15 protein-coding genes are annotated in these 17,799 nt (G+C 60.9%); 7 read left to right on the top strand and 8 right to left on the bottom strand.

From position 1 onward, the window contains the following. Window positions 1-33 precede the first annotated feature (33 nt). On the bottom strand, window positions 34-657 hold the full coding sequence (locus tag GVL50_RS04280) for a C40 family peptidase (protein WP_159811884.1): 624 nt from the start codon (window positions 655-657) through the stop codon (window positions 34-36). Window positions 658-907: 250 nt separating this feature from the next. Between GVL50_RS04280 and GVL50_RS04275 the strand changes: the two genes are divergently transcribed. Further along, window positions 908-1,339 (top strand): TM2 domain-containing protein, encoded by a 432-nt coding sequence (locus GVL50_RS04275; protein ID WP_053124713.1) that lies wholly within the window; start codon window positions 908-910, stop codon window positions 1,337-1,339. Between the two features lie 93 nt (window positions 1,340-1,432). Here the strand turns inward: GVL50_RS04275 and GVL50_RS04270 are convergent, their stop codons facing one another. The 7 genes from GVL50_RS04270 to gshB form a co-directional block, all read right to left on the bottom strand. After that, complete coding sequence (locus tag GVL50_RS04270; RefSeq protein WP_159811883.1) at window positions 1,433-2,704, bottom strand: dihydroorotase; 1,272 nt, start codon at window positions 2,702-2,704, stop codon at window positions 1,433-1,435. Next, a complete protein-coding gene (locus GVL50_RS04265) occupies window positions 2,701-3,705 on the bottom strand; it encodes an aspartate carbamoyltransferase catalytic subunit (RefSeq protein WP_007913665.1) in 1,005 nt (334 codons plus the stop codon). The genes GVL50_RS04270 and GVL50_RS04265 overlap by 4 nt, the downstream gene beginning before the upstream one ends. Before the next feature lie 27 nt (window positions 3,706-3,732). Further along, window positions 3,733-4,239, bottom strand: coding sequence for a bifunctional pyr operon transcriptional regulator/uracil phosphoribosyltransferase PyrR (gene pyrR / locus GVL50_RS04260; RefSeq protein WP_053124709.1), 507 nt, complete (start codon window positions 4,237-4,239; stop codon window positions 3,733-3,735). An 80-nt stretch (window positions 4,240-4,319) separates the two neighbouring features. Next, window positions 4,320-4,757, bottom strand: coding sequence for a Holliday junction resolvase RuvX (ruvX, locus tag GVL50_RS04255; protein WP_007913667.1), 438 nt, complete (start codon window positions 4,755-4,757; stop codon window positions 4,320-4,322). Next, on the bottom strand, window positions 4,757-5,329 hold the full coding sequence (locus GVL50_RS04250) for a YqgE/AlgH family protein (protein WP_159811882.1): 573 nt from the start codon (window positions 5,327-5,329) through the stop codon (window positions 4,757-4,759). Before GVL50_RS04250 ends, ruvX begins: the two co-directional genes overlap by 1 nt. A gap of 136 nt (window positions 5,330-5,465) precedes the next feature. Beyond that, entirely contained in the window at window positions 5,466-6,365 is a 900-nt protein-coding gene (locus GVL50_RS04245; RefSeq protein WP_053124705.1) for an energy transducer TonB, read from the bottom strand. Window positions 6,366-6,531: 166 nt separating this feature from the next. Continuing rightward, on the bottom strand, window positions 6,532-7,503 hold the full coding sequence (gshB, locus tag GVL50_RS04240; RefSeq protein WP_159811881.1) for a glutathione synthase: 972 nt from the start codon (window positions 7,501-7,503) through the stop codon (window positions 6,532-6,534). 225 nt (window positions 7,504-7,728) lie between these two features. On the opposite strand from gshB, the gene pilG reads away from it, so the two are divergent. The 6 genes from pilG (at window position 7,729) to GVL50_RS04210 (ending at window position 17,673) form a co-directional block, all read left to right on the top strand. Beyond that, on the top strand, window positions 7,729-8,133 hold the full coding sequence (gene pilG, locus GVL50_RS04235) for a twitching motility response regulator PilG (protein ID WP_007913673.1): 405 nt from the start codon (window positions 7,729-7,731) through the stop codon (window positions 8,131-8,133). A 60-nt stretch (window positions 8,134-8,193) separates the two neighbouring features. Then, complete coding sequence (gene pilH / locus GVL50_RS04230; RefSeq protein ID WP_053124759.1) at window positions 8,194-8,559, top strand: twitching motility response regulator PilH; 366 nt, start codon at window positions 8,194-8,196, stop codon at window positions 8,557-8,559. Window positions 8,560-8,569: 10 nt separating this feature from the next. Continuing rightward, the gene (locus GVL50_RS04225; protein WP_007913675.1) at window positions 8,570-9,109 is read left to right on the top strand and encodes a chemotaxis protein CheW; all 540 of its coding nucleotides are present in this window, start codon (window positions 8,570-8,572) and stop codon (window positions 9,107-9,109) included. A 143-nt stretch (window positions 9,110-9,252) separates the two neighbouring features. Further along, window positions 9,253-11,301, top strand: a complete 2,049-nt coding sequence (locus GVL50_RS04220) for a methyl-accepting chemotaxis protein (protein WP_053124698.1) — start codon at window positions 9,253-9,255, stop codon at window positions 11,299-11,301. 11 nt (window positions 11,302-11,312) lie between these two features. Continuing rightward, entirely contained in the window at window positions 11,313-17,213 is a 5,901-nt protein-coding gene (locus GVL50_RS04215; RefSeq protein ID WP_159811880.1) for an Hpt domain-containing protein, read from the top strand. Next, entirely contained in the window at window positions 17,206-17,673 is a 468-nt protein-coding gene (locus GVL50_RS04210) for a chemotaxis protein CheW (protein WP_159811879.1), read from the top strand. The genes GVL50_RS04215 and GVL50_RS04210 overlap by 8 nt, the downstream gene beginning before the upstream one ends. The last annotated feature ends 126 nt before the right edge of the window (window positions 17,674-17,799 follow it).

Here is a 17,799-nt window from a genome sequence, read left to right as displayed (position 1 = left end):
GTTTTTTTATGTCGCGTTTATAGCTGAATCAGATCAGCGCTGAACAACGCGCAATTGCTTACTGGCCGGTTCGTTAGGCAGTACGCGTTTGGCGACGACGTAATGCTTTTCCCAATACGGCTTGTTCAGCGTATCGATGCTTACCGACTTGCCACGACGCGGCGCATGGATAAAGCGATCATTGCCCAGGTAGATGGCAACGTGGTTGACTCGACGGCTCTTGATGTTGAAAAAGATCAGGTCACCGGGCTTGAGATCGTTGCGCTCGACTTTCACCCCATGACCGCTGGCCATGGCGTTGGAAGTGCGTGGCAGGTCGAATGTGGCGTCGTTAAACGCGTATTTCACCAGACCGCTGCAATCGAAGCCTTTACTTGGGCTGCTGCCGCCCCAACGATAAGGTGTACCGAGGACGTTTACAGCACGGCTGAGCACGTTACTGCTTTCCTTGCTCGCCATCGGTGGCACCAGCTTGCTGTTGTTCTTGCTGCTCAGCGTGGTGGTTTTGCTTTTGCTGCTTTTGCTCGAAGGAGCCGAAGCATGGGATTTAGGGGTAAAGCCGTTAACGTTAGGAAGACGTTGCTCACGATTGGTGGCGTGGGCGGCCAGTGGCATTAATAGGCAGATAGTTAGCCATGTCTTGAAAAATGGTCGCATTAGGCGTGGCTCTTAAGTGGTAGCGCGCAACTTTATAACAGCTTTTTTGTCCCTTCCGAGGCCGTTGGTCGATTCAACCCGGTGGTCAATTTCGCTCAACAAGCGGCAAATTGACTCAATTGTCGGACAGAACCCAAGCCCTACAAGGCTTTGCGCAATGTGTAACAGTGAAGAGCCACTTGTCGGCTCGACACAAAAAAGTCACAAAGATGCAGAAAATATTTATCTATCGAGGCAAATGAGGTCATTCATGAACCGCTATCAGCAGGTTGCTCAACCGCAGGACACGCACAGCAAGGTGATCGGTTATCTGCTGTGGATTCTTGGCTTCACCGGCGCTCACCGCTTCTATTACGGCAAACCGGTGACCGGGACGATCTGGTTTTTCACCTTCGGTTTGCTCGGCATCGGCTGGCTGATCGACCTGTTCCTGATCCCGGCGATGGATCGTGAGGCCGATCTGCGTTTTACCGCAGGGCCCATCGAATACAACGTCGCGTGGATTCTGCTGACGTTCCTTGGGGTCTTCGGGGTGCACCGGATGTATCAGGGGAAATGGATCAGCGGGCTGGTGTATCTGCTCACGGGCGGGTTGTTCTTTATTGGCGTGCTGTATGACTTCTGGACGCTGAATGATCAGGTCTCGGTGCGCAACGCACAGAATCGCGGCGCTTTCCAATAAGCCATCGCGAGCAAGCCCGCTCCCACAGGGGATTTGTGTCGATCACAGATCCAGTGTGGGAGCGGGCTTGCTCGCGAAGAGGGCAACTCGGTATCAAGCCTGGTGGCTAATCCGCCCATCCACAAGCGTATAGCGAACCACACCCGGCAGACTATGCCCCAGGAACGGGCAGTTCTCGCCCTTCGACAGCCAGTTCTCACCGGCCACCGTCGAAGCCTGCGGGTCGAACAGCACGATGTCCGCCGCCCCACCCACCGCCAGCTTGCCCGCCGGCAGACGCAGCGCTTCAGCCGGGCCTGCGCTCAGACGCGCGAGCAAGGTCGGCAGATCGAGCAAACCATCCTCCACCAACGTCATCGCCAATGGCAGCAACAACTCAACACTGCTGATGCCCGGCTCGGTCGCGCCGAACGGTGCCAGTTTGGCGTCACGTTCGTGTGGCTGGTGATGGCTGGAAATCGCCGAGATTACCCCGGATTTCACGGCTTCACGCAGACCGTCGCGGTCGGCGCGGGTACGCAGCGGCGGTTGCACGTGATAGAGGCTGCTGAAGTCGATCAGCGCTTCGTCAGTCAGAATCAACTGATACAACGCGACATCCGCCGTCACCTTCAGACCACGGGCCTGCGCCTGAGCGATCAGGGCGACTCCGCGAGCGCTGGTCAGTTGGCTGAAGTGCGCGCGCACGCCGGATTGCTCGACCAGCAGCAGATCTCGAGCCAATGCCACCGTTTCAGCGGTTTCCGGAATCCCCGGCAGGCCAAGGAAGCTGGCCACCGCGCCCTCGTGAGCCAAACCACCTTCGGCCAGATCATGATCCTGCGAGTTGAAAATCACCGTCAGATCAAACGTCGCCGCATATTCCAGCGCCCGGCACAGCGTGCGGGTATTGCGAAAGCTCTCCAGACCGTTGCCGAACGCCACACAACCGGCGTCGCGCAGCGCCACCAGTTCAGCCAGTTGCTCGCCGTCCAGACCTTTGCTCAACGCGCCAATCGGGAACACCTTGGTGTTGCCGGCTTCGCGGGCGCGGTCGAGGATCAGCTCGGCCACGGCGGAGGTGTCGAGCACCGGTTTGGTTTTCGGCGGGCAGCACAGGCTGGTCACGCCACCGGCAGCGGCGGCGCGGGTTTCGCTGATGATCGAGCCTTTGCGGCTGTAACCCGGCTCGCGCAGGGCCACGTTCAGATCGACCAACCCCGGAGCGGCGACGAGGCCTTGGGCGTCGATGGTTTCTACTGCCGTGAAACCCGCTGGAGCGGCGCCGAGGGCGACGATCTTGCAGGCTTCAACGTGGATGTCGGTGATTTGATCCAGGCCGCTGCTTGGATCGATGACGCGTGCGCCGAGAATGCTGAGCTTCACTGGGCGTTCTCCTGCTCGAATTGACGCTGCGCGGTTTGTCCGCTCATGGCCATGGACAGCACAGCCATACGAATTGCGATGCCGTAGGTGACCTGATTGAGGATCACCGAGTGCGGGCCGTCGGCCACTGCCGACTCGATTTCCACCCCGCGGTTGATCGGCCCCGGGTGCATGACGATGCAATCGGGTTTGGCCCCGGCCAGACGCGCGGTGGTCAGGCCGAACAAACGGTAGAACTCGCCTTCGCTCGGCAATAGGCCACCGGTCATGCGTTCACGCTGCAGGCGCAACATGATCACCACGTCGACGTCTTTCAGACCTTCGGTCATGTCGGTGTAGACCTTCACGCCGTATTGCTCGATGCCGATCGGCAGCAGGGTTTTCGGCGCGATCACGCGGATGTCCGGGCAACCGAGGGTTTTCAGCGCGAGCATGTTCGAGCGCGCGACCCGCGAGTGCAGGATGTCGCCGACGATGGCCACCGAAAGGTTTTCGAAACCGCCCTTGTGCCGACGGATGGTGAGCATGTCGAGCATGCCCTGCGTCGGGTGCGCGTGACGGCCGTCGCCGCCGTTGATGATCGCCACTTGCGGGCATACGTGTTCGGCGATGAAGTGCGCGGCACCGGAATCACCGTGGCGCACGACGAACATGTCGGCGGCCATGGCTTCGAGGTTGCGCAGGGTGTCGAGCAGTGTTTCACCCTTGCTCGCCGACGAGGTCGATACGTTCAGGGTGATCACGTCCGCCGACAGCCGCTGGGCCGCCAGTTCGAAGGTGGTGCGGGTGCGCGTGGAGTTTTCGAAGAACACGTTGCACACGGTCTTGCCGCGCAGCAACGGGACTTTCTTCACCGCCCGGGCACCGACTTCGAGGAACGAGTCGGCAGTGTCGAGGATTTCCGTCAGCAACTCGCGGCGCAGGCCGTCGAGCGAGAGGAAGTGGCGCAGCTGGCCCTGATCATTGAGCTGCAGCGGGCGCTTGGTATCTAGAGGCGTCATCGCGAAGGGGACTCTCAATAGGGCGGATTAAAGGGACATGTCTTGCAGTTCGAGCGTCAGCGGCTCGGGGCCGGACAGCTTCACCCGTTCGTGAGCGGCCAGCGCCAAGGTCGCGCCGACCACGTTGGGGCGGATCGGCAGCTCACCAGCGTCCAGATCCAGCAGGCAGACCAGGGTCACGCTGGCCGGGCGGCCATAGTCGAACAATTCATTGAGGGCGGCGCGGATGGTGCGGCCGCTCATCAGTACGTCGTCGATCAGCACCAGATGCTGGCCTTCGATCTCGAAGGGCAGGGCGGACGGGCGTACCTGCGGGTGCAGACCGTTCTGGCTGAAGTCGTCGCGGTAGAAGGACACGTCCAGCGTGCCCAGTGGCGCGTCGCTGCCCAATTCCTTGAGCAAGGCCTGCGCGACCCAGATGCCGCCAGTGCGGATGCCGATGTAACGCGGTTCAGTGATGTCACGCTGGGCAAGGTGCGCCTTGAGGCGGGTCGCCATCTGGCTGATCAGATCGGCGGGATTTGGCAGGCTCATGGTTGCTCCTTGTTGGGGGCGAGTCGGATCCTTGGACACGACTCGGTTTTTCACTCAAAAGAAAAGCGCCGAAGCGCTTGTCAGGATTCAAACAATGCAGTGTTTTCATCGAGCCAGCCCTGCAACAGCAGAGCGGCAGCGATGGCGTCCACCGGGTTGTCGCGGTAACTGCCTTTTTGGCCGCCGCGCACCAGACGCTCGCCCTTGGCCTCGAAAGTGGTCAGGCGCTCGTCGTGGGTATAGAAGGGCACATTGAAGCGGCCGTTGAGGCGGCGGGCGAATTTCTCCGCGCGCAGGCACATTTCGCTCGGCGTGCCGTCCATGTTCAGCGGCAGGCCGACGACCACGGCGTCGGGTTTCCATTCCTTGAACAGCGCTTCCACCTGATTCCAGTCGGGAATGCCGTTTTGCGCTTTCAGTGTGCACAGCTCGCGGGCCTGGCCGGTAATGACCTGGCCGACCGCGACGCCGATCTGTTTGGTGCCGTAGTCGAAGCCGAGAATCAGACGCAGCGCCATCAGGCGTGACCTGCCTGGCTGGTCAGCAGGCTGAGGTTGATCCCCAAGTGCTTGGCTGCCGCTTCGAGTCGCAGTTCGCTGCTGGTGTTGAAGAGGATGTCGGCGTCGTACGGGCAGGTCAGCCAGGCGTTGTCGGCCATTTCCGCTTCCAGTTGCCCGGCTTCCCAACCCGCATAGCCGAGGGCGATCAGGCTTTTCGCCGGGCCGACGCCGTCCGCGATGGCGAACAGCACATCCTGCGAGGTCGACAGGGCCAGATCGCCATCCAGTTGCGCGGTGGCCTGGAAGGTCTTGCCCGCCGGGTGCAGGACGAAACCGCGATCGGTCTGCACAGGGCCGCCGATGAAGATCGGCACGTGCTGGCACAGTGCTGGCGGGTCGATGTCCGGGCGCAGTTGCTCAAGAATGTCGGCCAGATTCAGCTCTTGCGGTCGATTGACCACAATCCCCATCGCGCCATTGGCCGTGTGCTCGACGATGTAGGTCAAGGTGTGGGCAAAGTTCGGGTCGGCCATGTGAGGCATGGCGATCAGGAAGTGATGCTTGAGGTAGCTGGGGCTGACGTTTTTCATGTGCGCTAGTGTGGCGTTCGGGGGGCAAACTGACAAGCTGAAGCCGCCAAAAGATCGCAGCCTTCGGCAGCTCCTACAGGGGAGCACAGGCCAAACTGTAGGAGCTGCCGAAGGCTGCGATCTTTTGATCTTGCCCCTAATTGCTGGACAAGCGGTCGCCGCGGGCGAATTTCCAGGTGCGGATGATTTCCAGGCGGTCGATGTCCGACAGGTCGCCGGTAAACGGTGCAAACGGCGCAGCCAGGCGGACGATGCGCTGCGCCGCTTGATCCAGCAGCGGCTGGCCAGACGATTCCAGCACCAGCACTTCATACAGCGAGCCATCGCGGTTGATCGAGACCATCAGGCGCAAATTGCCGTAGATCTGCTTGCGCCGCGCTTCGTCGGGATAATTCAGGTTGCCGATGCGCTCGACCTTCTTGCGCCATTCGTCTTTGTACCAGGCGCCTTTGTCGCGCATGGTCGACGCAGCGCTCAAGCGATGAATGCGCGGGCGTTTGGCGTACAGCTGTTGTTCTTTCGCCAGTTCGGCTTCAAGGCTGGCGATGTCGCTGGACAGCTGCGAGCTGTCGAACGTCGGCGCGTCGACCGACGGTTTCACTTCAGTCTTGGTCTCTTCTTTCTTGGTCGGTGCCTTTTTCGGCTTCGGCGCTACCGTGGTCACCGCTGCTTTGGGCGCGGCTTCCTGCACTTCCGGCTTGGCGGCCGGTGGCGGCGTGACTTTTTTGACCTGATTGTCCTGGAACGGCGCGACCTCAGTGGTCTTCGGAATCGCCTTTTTGTCCAGCGTGCCGCTGCCTTCCTGATTTTCCTGAGCGAGAAAATCCGCCTTCTCCGGCTTCTTTTCGCTCTTGAAAGTGGCGAGGGTAATTTCCAGGGTTTTGCTGATTTGCTTGGGCTCGACCATCGTGAAGCCGACGCCAAGCAGCAACGCCAAATGAATCAGCGCCGCAAGGAATAGGGTAAAACCGAGGCGATCGGCCGGGCGCACGCCACGATGGGCGAGTTCAGCGGGCAGATCGGACGGGAGGGTCATGACAGAAAAACCAACATCGCGTTTTTACGGGCTCGGCATGATAACGCAATGTTGGTTTTTAGCTGCAAGCTTCAAGCGGCAAGCGACATAAGGGCAGCTGCAAGTTTCGAGCGGCAAGCTGCAAGTAAAAGCTTGTAGCTCATGGCTTGCGGCTTGTAGCTGGCCGTCAGGCTTGCGGCTTACGGCTTGAGGCTTGCAGCTTGCTTTCAATGGCATCCATGAGCATGCCGCCGATATCAGTGCCAAACGCATTGTCGATTTCACGGATGCAGGTCGGGCTGGTGACGTTGATTTCGGTGAGGCTCTCGCCGATCACGTCGAGACCGACGAACAGCAGGCCCTTCTCACGCAGGGTCGGGCCGACTTGGGCGGCGATCCAGCGATCTTTCTCGGTCAGCGGACGCGCTTCGCCACGGCCACCGGCGGCGAGGTTGCCACGGGTTTCGCCCTGCGCCGGAATCCGCGCCAGGCAGTAATCCACCGGCTCGCCGTCGATCATCAGGATGCGTTTGTCGCCGTCCTTGATCGCTGGCAGGTAGGCCTGGCCCATGATCTGCTGGCCACCGAGGGCGGTCAGGGTTTCCAGAATCACCGACAGGTTCGGGTCGCCCGCGCGGTGACGGAAGATCGAGGTGCCGCCCATGCCGTCCAGCGGCTTGAGGATCACGTCGCCGTGTTTCGCGGCGAATTCACGCAGCACGTCGGCACGGCGGCTGACCACGGTTGGCGGCGTGCACTGCGGGAACAGCGTGGCAAACAGCTTTTCATTGCAGTCGCGCAGGCTCTGCGGCTTGTTCACCACCAGTACGCCGGCGGTTTCAGCCTGTTCAAGCAGGTAGGTGGAGTAGACGAACTCCATGTCGAACGGCGGATCCTTGCGCATCAGGATCACGTCCAGATCGCTCAGCAGGTTGTCCTGCTCGGCGTCCAGTTCGAACCATTTTTCCGGGTTGGCGAAGACTTTCAGCGGCTTCATGCGCGCCCGCGCCTGACCTTCGCCCTGATACAGGTCGCGCTGTTCCATATAGAACAGTTCCCAGCCGCGCTTTTGCGCGGCCAGCAGCATGGCCAGCGAGCTATCCTTTTTATAGGAGATGCTGGCGATAGGGTCCATGACAATCCCGACGCGAACGCTCATTGGGTTTTCCTCGAAAATTGGCTACCGGATCGGTATTGAAAAAGTGCCGCCAGAGTGGCGCCGGGTGGGTTTTCGGTCAAGGGAAAACCCGTCGATAGATTGGATCTGGAGACTGTGCTAAAAAGGCTGGCATATCGTGCTGGCCCTTAAGCATCAAGGGTTTCCGGCCATTACTCATAGCAAAACGGACAATTTGATTCGCAAAGGCGACGGTAGAGCCCTCTTATGGAACAGCAGTCCAGCGCCTTGAAGGTCATGGTGATCGACGACTCGAAAACGATTCGTCGCACCGCCGAAACATTGTTGAAGAATGTCGGTTGCGAAGTGATCACGGCGATCGACGGTTTCGACGCCCTGGCCAAGATCGCCGATAACCACCCCGGGATCATTTTTGTCGACATCATGATGCCGCGTCTGGATGGTTATCAGACCTGCGCTTTAATCAAGAACAACAGCGCGTTCAAGGCGACACCGGTGATCATGTTGTCATCGCGCGACGGGCTGTTCGACAAGGCCAAGGGGCGGATTGTCGGTTCTGATCAATTTTTGACCAAGCCTTTCAGCAAGGAAGAACTGCTCAACGCGATTCAGGCCCATGTTCCGGGCTTTGCCGCCGTTTTGCCGCAGTAAGACACGTACAGAGACGCGCGGTCAGCGGGCCGGGCGTCGACAAGAAAAATGGGGAAAACCATGGCACGTATCCTGATCGTCGATGATTCGCCGACTGAAATGTACAAACTCACCGGCATGCTGGAAAAGCACGGCCATGAAGTGTTGAAGGCCGAAAACGGCGCGGACGGCGTGGCCCTGGCCCGGCAGGAAAAACCTGACGCGGTACTGATGGACATCGTCATGCCCGGCCTCAACGGTTTCCAGGCAACCCGTCAGCTGACCAAGGATGCCGACACCACGCACATCCCGGTGATCATCATCACCACCAAGGATCAGGAAACCGACAAGGTCTGGGGCACTCGTCAGGGCGCCAAGGACTACCTGACCAAACCGGTCGACGAAGACACCCTGATCAAGACCCTGAACAACGTACTCAAAGGCTGATCGCGCAACCATGAGCGAATCGCTGACCGCGTTCGAACTGCTCTGGCAGATCGATCAGCGCTGCCGCTTGCTGGCGGCGGACTTGCCGTCGCAACCGGCGCGCCAGGATCGCTGGAGCGGCATCGGCTTTCGCCTCGGCGAACACTGGTATGTGGCGCCGATGGGCGAAGTCAGCGAAGTGCTGCACGAACCGCGCTTCACCCAGTTGCCCGGGGTCAAACCGTGGGTCAAAGGCGTGGCTAATCTGCGCGGGCGGCTGCTGCCGATCATGGATTTGTGTGGTTTCTTCGGGCATGAACTGTCGCCGCTGCGCAAACAGCGGCGGGTGTTGGTGGTGGAGCATGGGGACGTGTTTGCCGGGCTGATGGTCGATGAGGTTATTGGTCTGCAGCATTTCGAGCAGGACAGCTTCGAACCGATCTCGATCAGCAAGCGCCAGGGCTCCAAGGCCGAGTTCGTCAAAGGCTATTTTCGGCGCGAGCAGAACTGGCGGGTGTTCAGCCTGTTCGCGCTGGCGAAATCCCCGGTGTTCATGAGCGTCGCGATATAACAGATTCAACACCGTCCCTTGTAGGAGCCGAGCTTGCTCGCGAAGAGGGCGTGTCAGGCGCAATCAATGTTGGCTGACCCACCGCTTTCGCGAGCAAGCTCAGCTCCTACAGGGTAAGTGAACCGTTCCCAAGGCGAGGACCGATGATAAAAGCAAAAACAGGCAAGCCGGCGGAAGGATCGCGCAGTCGCTCGCAGATCATCGTGCTGTTCATCGCACTGATCGTGTTCATCATGTTGTTGTTCGCCAACTTCGCTTACCTCAACACCCAGGCGAACTACGACAAACAGTACATCGGCCACGCCGGTGAGCTGCGCGTGCTCTCGCAACGCATCGCCAAAAACGCAACCGAAGCCGCCGCCGGCAAGGCTGCCGCGTTCAAGTTGCTCAGCGATGCGCGCAACGATTTCGCCCTGCGCTGGGGTTACCTGAAGAAGGGCGACCCGGTCACCGGCCTGCCGCCGGCCCCCGCCACCGTGCGCCCGGAAATGCGCGCCGTGCAGCTGGACTGGGAACGTCTGCTGAAAAACACCGACGCGATTCTCTCCAGCGAACAGACCGTGCTGTCGCTGCATCAAGTCGCCGCGACCCTGGCCGAAACCGTGCCGCAGTTGCAGATCGAATACGAAAAAGTCGTCGAAATCCTCCTCCAGCGTGGTGCCCCGGCTGCACAAGTAGCGATGGCCCAACGTCAGTCGTTGCTGGCCGAACGCATTCTTGGCGCGGTCAACACCGTGCTCGCCGGTGACGAAAACTCGCAGCAAGCCGCCGATGCCTTTGGCCGCGACGCCACCCGTTTCGGCCAAGTGCTGAACGGCATGCTGCAAGGCAACCCGACGCTGAAAATCACTCAGGTCGAAGACCGTGACGCCCGCGCGCGTTTGAGCGAAATCTCCGAGCTGTTCCAGTTCGTCTCCGGTTCCGTCGATGAAATCCTCGAAACCTCGCCCGAGCTGTTCAAGGTTCGCGAATCGGCGAGCAATATCTTCAGCCTCTCGCAAACCCTGCTCGACGAAGCCTCGCACTTGGCCACCGGTTTCGAAAACCTCGCCGGCGGGCGCAACACCGACACCATCGGCGGCTACGTCCTCGGTTTGCTGGCACTGGCCTCGATCATCCTGATCGGCATGGTCATGGTGCGCGAAACCAACCGGCAACTGCGCGAAACCGCCGAAAAGAATGAGCGCAACCAGAACGCGATCATGCGCCTGCTCGACGAGATTGAAGACCTTGCCGACGGCGACCTCACCGTGACCGCTTCGGTGACCGAAGACTTCACCGGCACCATCGCCGACTCGATCAACTATTCCGTCGACCAACTGCGCGATCTGGTCGCCACCATCAACCTCACCGCCGGCCAGGTCGCCGCCGCCGTGCAGGAAACCCAAGCCACCGCCATGCACCTGGCGCAGGCTTCGGAGCATCAGGCCCAGCAGATTTCCGAAGCGTCGACGGCGATCAGCGACATGGCCGAATCCATCGATCAGGTCTCGGCCAACGCCGCCGAGTCTTCGGCGGTAGCCGAGCGTTCCGTGGAGATCGCCAACAAAGGCAACGAGGTGGTGCACAACACCATCCACGGCATGGACAACATTCGCGAACAGATTCAGGACACCGCCAAGCGCATCAAGCGTCTCGGCGAGTCGTCGCAGGAAATCGGCGATATCGTCAGCCTGATCGATGATATCGCGGATCAGACCAACATCCTCGCCCTCAACGCCGCGATTCAGGCGTCGATGGCCGGTGATGCCGGGCGCGGTTTTGCTGTGGTTGCCGACGAAGTGCAACGGTTGGCCGAGCGCTCGTCCGCCGCCACTCGGCAGATCGAAACCCTGGTGCGGGCGATTCAGACCGACACCAATGAAGCCGTTATTTCCATGGAGCAAACCACCACCGAAGTGGTGCGCGGCGCGCGACTGGCGCAGGATGCCGGTGTGGCCCTGGAAGAAATCGAAGGCGTGTCGAAAACCCTCGCGGCGCTGATTCAAAGCATCTCCAACGCGGCGCAGCAGCAGACGACGTCGGCCGGGCAGATTTCCCTGACGATGAATGTGATCCAGCAGATCACCTCGCAGACCTCGTCCGGCTCCACCGCCACCGCTGAGAGCATCGGCAACCTGACGAAAATGGCCAGCCAGCTGCGGCGCTCGGTGTCCGGATTCACCTTGCCGGCGGCGAAAGACAAAGCGTGAGTGGAGTGGTTATGGGTGATCGGCACGACTATGTGGCCCTCGAATGGGTCAAAGGCGAAATTGCCGAAACGCTGAAACAGGCGCATCAGGCGATTGAAGCCGTGCTCGATGACCCGCAGGCTTTTCCGGGGCTGGACGAGTGCCTGGATTACATCCATCAGGTGCACGGCAGCCTGCAGATGGTCGAATTCTACGGCGCAGCTTTGCTCGCCGAAGAGATGGAACATCTGGTCGAAGCCCTGCAGCAAGAGCGCGTCAGCCATCGCGACGAAGCGCTGCACCTGCTGCTGCAAGCCCTCGGACAATTGCCGATCTACCTCGACCGCGTGCAAAGCGCCCGGCGTGATTTACCGCTGGTGGTGCTGCCGCTGATCAACGATCTGCGCAGCGCCCGGGGCGAAAGTCTGTTGTCGGAAACCAGCCTGTTCAGCCCGCAACTGCCCGAGCTGCCCCCGCTGAGCGCAGAGGCCTTGGCGCTGCTGGAACCGCCAGAGTTGCCCAACGTGCTGCGCAAACTCCGGCAGACACTGCAAATGGCCCTGGTCGGTTTGCTGCGTGAACAGGACGACCAGACCCACCTCGGTTATCTGGCGAAAGTCTTCACCCGCCTCGAAGCGTTAAGCGGCGAGACACCGCTGAGTCCGTTGTGGCAAGTCGCCTCGGCGCTGGTCGAAGGCATGCGCGAAGGCGTGATCGCCAACAGCCCGGCGCTGCGCAGCCTGTTCAAGGACGCCGACAAAGAGCTCAAGCGTCTGCTCGATCAAGGCATGGCCGGCCTCAACCAGCCGCCACCGCCGGAGCTGCTGAAAAGCCTGTTGTTCTATATTGCCAAAGCCGAACATCCCACCGGGCAGATGCTGACCATGAAAGATCGCTACTCCCTGGACGACGCGTTGCCCGACAGCGCGATGGTCGATGAAGAACGCGCGCGCCTCGCTGGTCCTGACCGCGATGCGATGCGCTCGGTGTTGGCGGCATTGTGCGAAGAGCTGGTGCGAGTCAAGGAGCGCCTCGACCTGTTCGTGCGCAGCGACCGCCAGCACACTTCGGATCTGGAAAGCCTGCTCGCGCCGCTGCGACAAATCGCCGACACCCTCGCCGTGCTCGGATTCGGTCAGCCGCGCAAAGTCATCATCGATCAATTGGCGGTGGTGCTGAGCCTTGCCCAAGGCCAGCGCGAACCGAACGACGCAATCCTGATGGACGTCGCCGGCGCCTTGCTCTACGTCGAGGCGACGCTGGCCGGGATGGTCGGCACCGTCGAGCCGGAAAGCCCGGAAGACGCGCGCCTGCCGACCACCGACCTGACGCAGATTCATCAGATCGTCATCAAGGAAGCGCGCATCTGCCTGCAACAGGCCAAGGACATGATCGTCGACTACATCGACGCCGATTGGGATCGCCAACACCTGCAACCGTTGCCGGCGCTGCTGACTCAAGTGCGCGGTGCACTGGCGATGATTCCGCTGAACCGCGCGGCGAGTCTGGTCGAGGCCTGCAACGGTTTTATCCGCGAACATTTGTTGCTCGATCCGCACGAACCGGGTTGGGAACAACTGGATCATCTGGCCGATGTCATCAGCAGCCTTGAGTATTACCTTGAACGCTTGAGCGACGACCCGCAGGCACCGGGCGAACAACTGCTGGATGTCGCGCAGAAGTCCCTCGCCAGTCTGGGGTTCTTTCCAAATGAGCCGCATGTTCCCGTGCTCGACGACGTGCTCAGCCCCAGCGAAGCGCTGGTGATGCAGGACATGCAGGCGCTCGACGATCCGGACATCGTGCAGTCGCTGGCCGACGTGTTGGCCAGCCCGGTGTCAGCGCTCAACCCGCCGGCACTGATCACTCCCGGCAGCCTGATGCCGCCGCCGGCCGATGAAGAACCGGTCGATGATGAGCTGCGCGAAGTGTTCCTCGAAGAGACCGATGAAGTCCTCGAAGTCCTCCACGAATACCTGCCGCGCTGGGCTGCCAATCCGCAGGATCGCGATGCGCTGACTGAGCTGCGCCGCGCCTTCCACACCTTGAAGGGCAGCGGGCGCATGGTGCGCGCGCTGATCCTCGGTGAGCTGGCCTGGTCGGTGGAAAACCTGCTCAATCGCGTGCTCGAACAAAGCGTCGAACCCGGCTCTGTGGTGCAGCAACTGCTGACCGACACGGTGCTGTTGCTGCCGGAACTGATCAGCGAATTTGCCATCAACCGCCAGCGTCAGCGCAGCGATGTCGATCAACTCGCCGCCCGCGCGCACGCCTTGGCCAAGGGTGACGAGCCGATGGCCGCTGAAGACGTCGACGATGTCGCGGCGCTTGATCCACTGTTGCTGGAGATCTTCCGCAACGAAGCGGAAACCCACCTCGCCAGCCTCAACCGTTTCCTCGATCAAGCCGCCGAGCATGTGCCGTTGCAAGCCAGCGACGAATTGCAGCGCGCCTTGCACACGCTCAAGGGCAGCGCGTCGATGGCTGGCGTGTTGCCGATTGCCGAACTGGCGGCGCCGCTCGATCAACTGGCCCGCGAATTCAAGGCGCACCAGTTGCCGCTGGATCTCGATGAAGTGGAATTGCTCCTTGAAGCCGAGGGCTTGTTTCGCGTCGGTTTGCGTCAGCTCAAACACGATCCGCTGGCGCCGATTGTCGGCGCGCAGTCGCTGATCAAGCGCACCGATGAACTGCTGGCCGAGCGGCTGGCGTCGATCCTCGATGCGCCGAACACCGGCCTGCGGATCAAGCGCGACCCGCAACTGATCAACAACTTTCTCGCCCAAGGCATGGACATCCTCCTCGACGCCGAAAGCCTGTTGCAGCGCTGGCAGCAGCACCCCGGCGAGCGTCAGGAACTCAGCGCACTGCTGGATGAATTGACCACGCTGGGCGAGGGCGCGCACCTCGCCGATCTGCTGCCGGTCGATGTGTTGTGCGAGGCTTTGCTCGATCTTTACGGCGCCGTCGAAGAAAGCAGTCTGGCGGTCAGCGAGCGGTTTTTTCACGAAGCGCAAAATGCCCACGAAGCGCTGATCAACATGCTCGACGAACTGGCTGCCGGCCAGGAAGTCACCCCGCAGCCTGAGCGAATCCGCGCTTTGCATGATCTGCTCGATGAAAGCCTCGACCCGTCGTCGATGGGCCTGATTCGCAGCGACGGCAGCCGCACCCTGAGCATCCGCGAACTGGGCAGCGCCACCGCCGAACTGCAACAAACGGCCAGTGCTTTTGAAGCGGACGACGAGATCGTCGAGATCTTCCTCGAAGAGGCCGTGGACATTCTCGACAGCGCCGGCCAGGCCTTGCAGCGCTGGCTGAGTGATCCGGACAACAGCGCGCCGTTGTCATCCTTGCAGCGCGATTTGCACACGCTCAAGGGCGGCGCGCGCATGGCTGAAGTCGAGGCCATCGGCGATCTCGCTCAGGAGCTGGAAAGCCTCTACGAAGGCCTGGTTGATCGTCGCTACAACTACAGCGAAACCCTGGGCCGCTTGCTGCTCAAGAGTCACGACCGCTTGGCGCTGTTGCTTGATCAGTTGCAAAACCATCAGCCACTGACGCCAGCGCACGATCTGATTGAAGCGATCCGCCAAGTGCGGCAGGGGCCAGGCATCGCCGAAACGCCGCCAGCCACCGCCGATCATGACAGCGCCAGTCACGATCCGGAGTTGCTGGAGATCTTCCTCGAAGAAGGTTTCGACATCATCGAAAACTCCGGCGCCGCGCTGCTGCGCTGGCAGGCCGAGCCGGGTAATCGACAGGAAATCGAAACCCTGCTGCGCGATCTGCACACCCTCAAGGGTGGCGCGCGGATGGTCGAGATCGGCCCGATCGGCGACCTCGCCCATGAGCTGGAATACCTTTACGAAAGTCTGTCGGCCGGTTCGCTGCAAGCCTCGACCGAACTGTTTGCGCTGGTGCAGCGCGGGCATGACCGACTGGCGCAGATGCTCGATGCGGTGCGTGCGGGGCAACCGTGCCCGCCGGCCGATCGGCTGATCAATGCGATCCAGAATTTCAGTCATCCGGCGACCATTGAAACGCCGCCGGTGCTGCTGCCGGTTGCGGCTAAAACCGAGGCCGCACCGCCGGCGGCCGATGTTGGCGCGGACATGGTCAAGGTTTCCGCCGAACTGCTCGATGAGCTGGTCAACCTGGCCGGGGAAACCTCGATCTTCCGGGGCCGTATCGAGCAGCAGGTCAACGACGCACAGATTGCTCTGAACGAGATGGAAACCACCATCGAACGGATGCGCGATCAGTTGCGCCGTCTCGACACCGAAACCCAGGGACGGATTCTCAGTCGCCAGCAAGCAGATGCCGAACGCCTTGGCTACGAAGAATTCGATCCGCTGGAAATGGATCGCCATTCGCAGTTGCAGCAACTGTCGCGGGCGTTGTTTGAATCGGCCTCTGACTTGCTCGATCTGAAAGAAACCCTCGACCGCCGCAACCACGACGCCGAGAACTTGTTGCAGCAACAGGGCCGTATCAACACCGAGTTGCAGGAAGGCCTGATGCGCACGCGCATGGTGCCGTTCGAGCGCATGTTGCCGCGCCTGAAACGCATCGTCCGTCAGGTCGCCGAAGAGCTGAACAAAGACGTCGCGTTTGTCGTCGGCAACGCCGAAGGCGAGATGGATCGCAACGTGCTCGAACGCATGGCCGCGCCGCTGGAACACATGCTGCGCAACGCCGTCGATCATGGTCTGGAGTCCGCCGAAGTGCGGCTGGCGGCGGGTAAACCGGCGCAAGGGCAGATCAGCCTCGACCTGTCTCGCGAGGGCGGCGACATCGTTTTCGACATCCGCGATGACGGCGCCGGTGTGCCACTGGAAGCGGTGCGCAACAAGGCGATCAAGCGTGGTTTGCTCGCCCCGAATGCCGAGATCAGTGACCGCGATGTGTTGCAGTTCATCCTTCAGCCGGGCTTTTCCACAGCGGAAAAAATCACCCAGATTTCCGGGCGTGGCGTCGGCATGGACGTGGTGCACGAAGAGGTGCGGCAACTCGGCGGCACCATGAGCATCGACTCGGTGCCGGGGCAGGGCGTGCATTTCCGCATTCGTCTGCCGTTCACCGTGTCGGTCAACCGTGCGTTGATGGTGCAGTGTGGCGAGGATCAATACGCGATTCCGCTGAACACCATCGAAGGCATTGTTCGCGTGTTGCCGAATGATCTCGAAGGACACTTCCGCCAGGATCCGCCGCGCTATCAATACGGCGGCCAGACCTATGAACTGTGCTACCTCGGCGAACTGCTGAAAACTGCGCCACGGCCGAAACTGCTCGGGCAGAACCTGCCATTGCCGGTGCTGCTGGTGCACTACAACGACCGGCATATTGCCGTGCAAGTGGACGTGATGGCGGGCACTCGCGAGATCGTGGTGAAGAGTCTCGGCGCGCAATTCGCGGCGCTGCAGGGCGTGTCCGGGGCGACGATTCTTGGCGATGGCCGGGTGGTGCTGATTCTCGATCTGCTCGCACCGATTCGGGCGATGCAGGCGCGCATTGCGCAAACGCCGACGCTGCCGGAGATCGACAGCGAACCACAGAAACCGCTGCTGGTGATGGTGGTCGACGACTCGGTCACCGTGCGCAAGGTCACCAGCCGTTTGCTCGAACGCCATGGCATGAACGTGCTGACCGCCAAGGACGGTGTCGATGCCATGCTGCTGCTCGAAGAGCACATGCCCGACCTGATGCTGCTCGACATCGAAATGCCGCGCATGGACGGCTTCGAAGTCGCCACCCAGGTGCGCAACGACGAACGCCTGCAACACCTGCCGATCATCATGATCACCTCGCGCACCGGGCAGAAACACCGTGATCGTGCGATGGCCATCGGCGTCAACGACTACCTCGGCAAGCCGTACCAGGAATCGGTGCTGCTCGAAAGCATTGCCCAATGGAGCAAGAAACATGCATGAGCGCCGGCACAATCAGCGCAGCAGCCAACTGACCGGGCTGCTGCTGCCGTTGGCGGATCGCAATTTGATCCTGCCCAACGTCGCCGTGGCTGAGCTGATCGACTATCAGGCCAGTGCCTTCGATCTGGATACGCCGCCGTGGTATCTGGGGCGGGTGACGTGGCGTGAGCGGCGGATTCCGTTGCTGAGTTTTGAGTCGGCGTGTGGGCAGAAAATTGTGATTGGCGAGCGCGCGCGGATCGTGATTTTGAATGCGCTGGGCGGGTTGCCGGAGTTGAAGTTCATTGCGCTGCTGGTGCAGGGGATTCCGCGGTCGTACAAGCTTGATAGCCAGTTGAGCTATGTCGACGTGCCGTTGTGTGCGCTGGAGCAGGCGGCGGTGCAGGTCGGGGAACAGGTGGCGAAGGTGCCGGATTTGTTGGGGTTGGAGAAGTTGTTGGTGGAGGCTGATCTGGTTTGACGGCCTGACCCTCACCCCAGCTCTCTCCCGCATGGGTTCGGCAAACCGAATGAATTTCTGGATTGGGAATACGTTCCCCTGTAGGAGCTGCGGCACGCTGCGATCTTTTGATGTTGAAGATCAAAA

The sequence above is a fragment of the Pseudomonas sp. 18058 genome (assembly GCF_902706155.1).
Classification (GTDB): domain Bacteria; phylum Pseudomonadota; class Gammaproteobacteria; order Pseudomonadales; family Pseudomonadaceae; genus Aquipseudomonas; species Aquipseudomonas rustica.
This window is presented reverse-complemented; position numbering and strand designations above follow the sequence as displayed.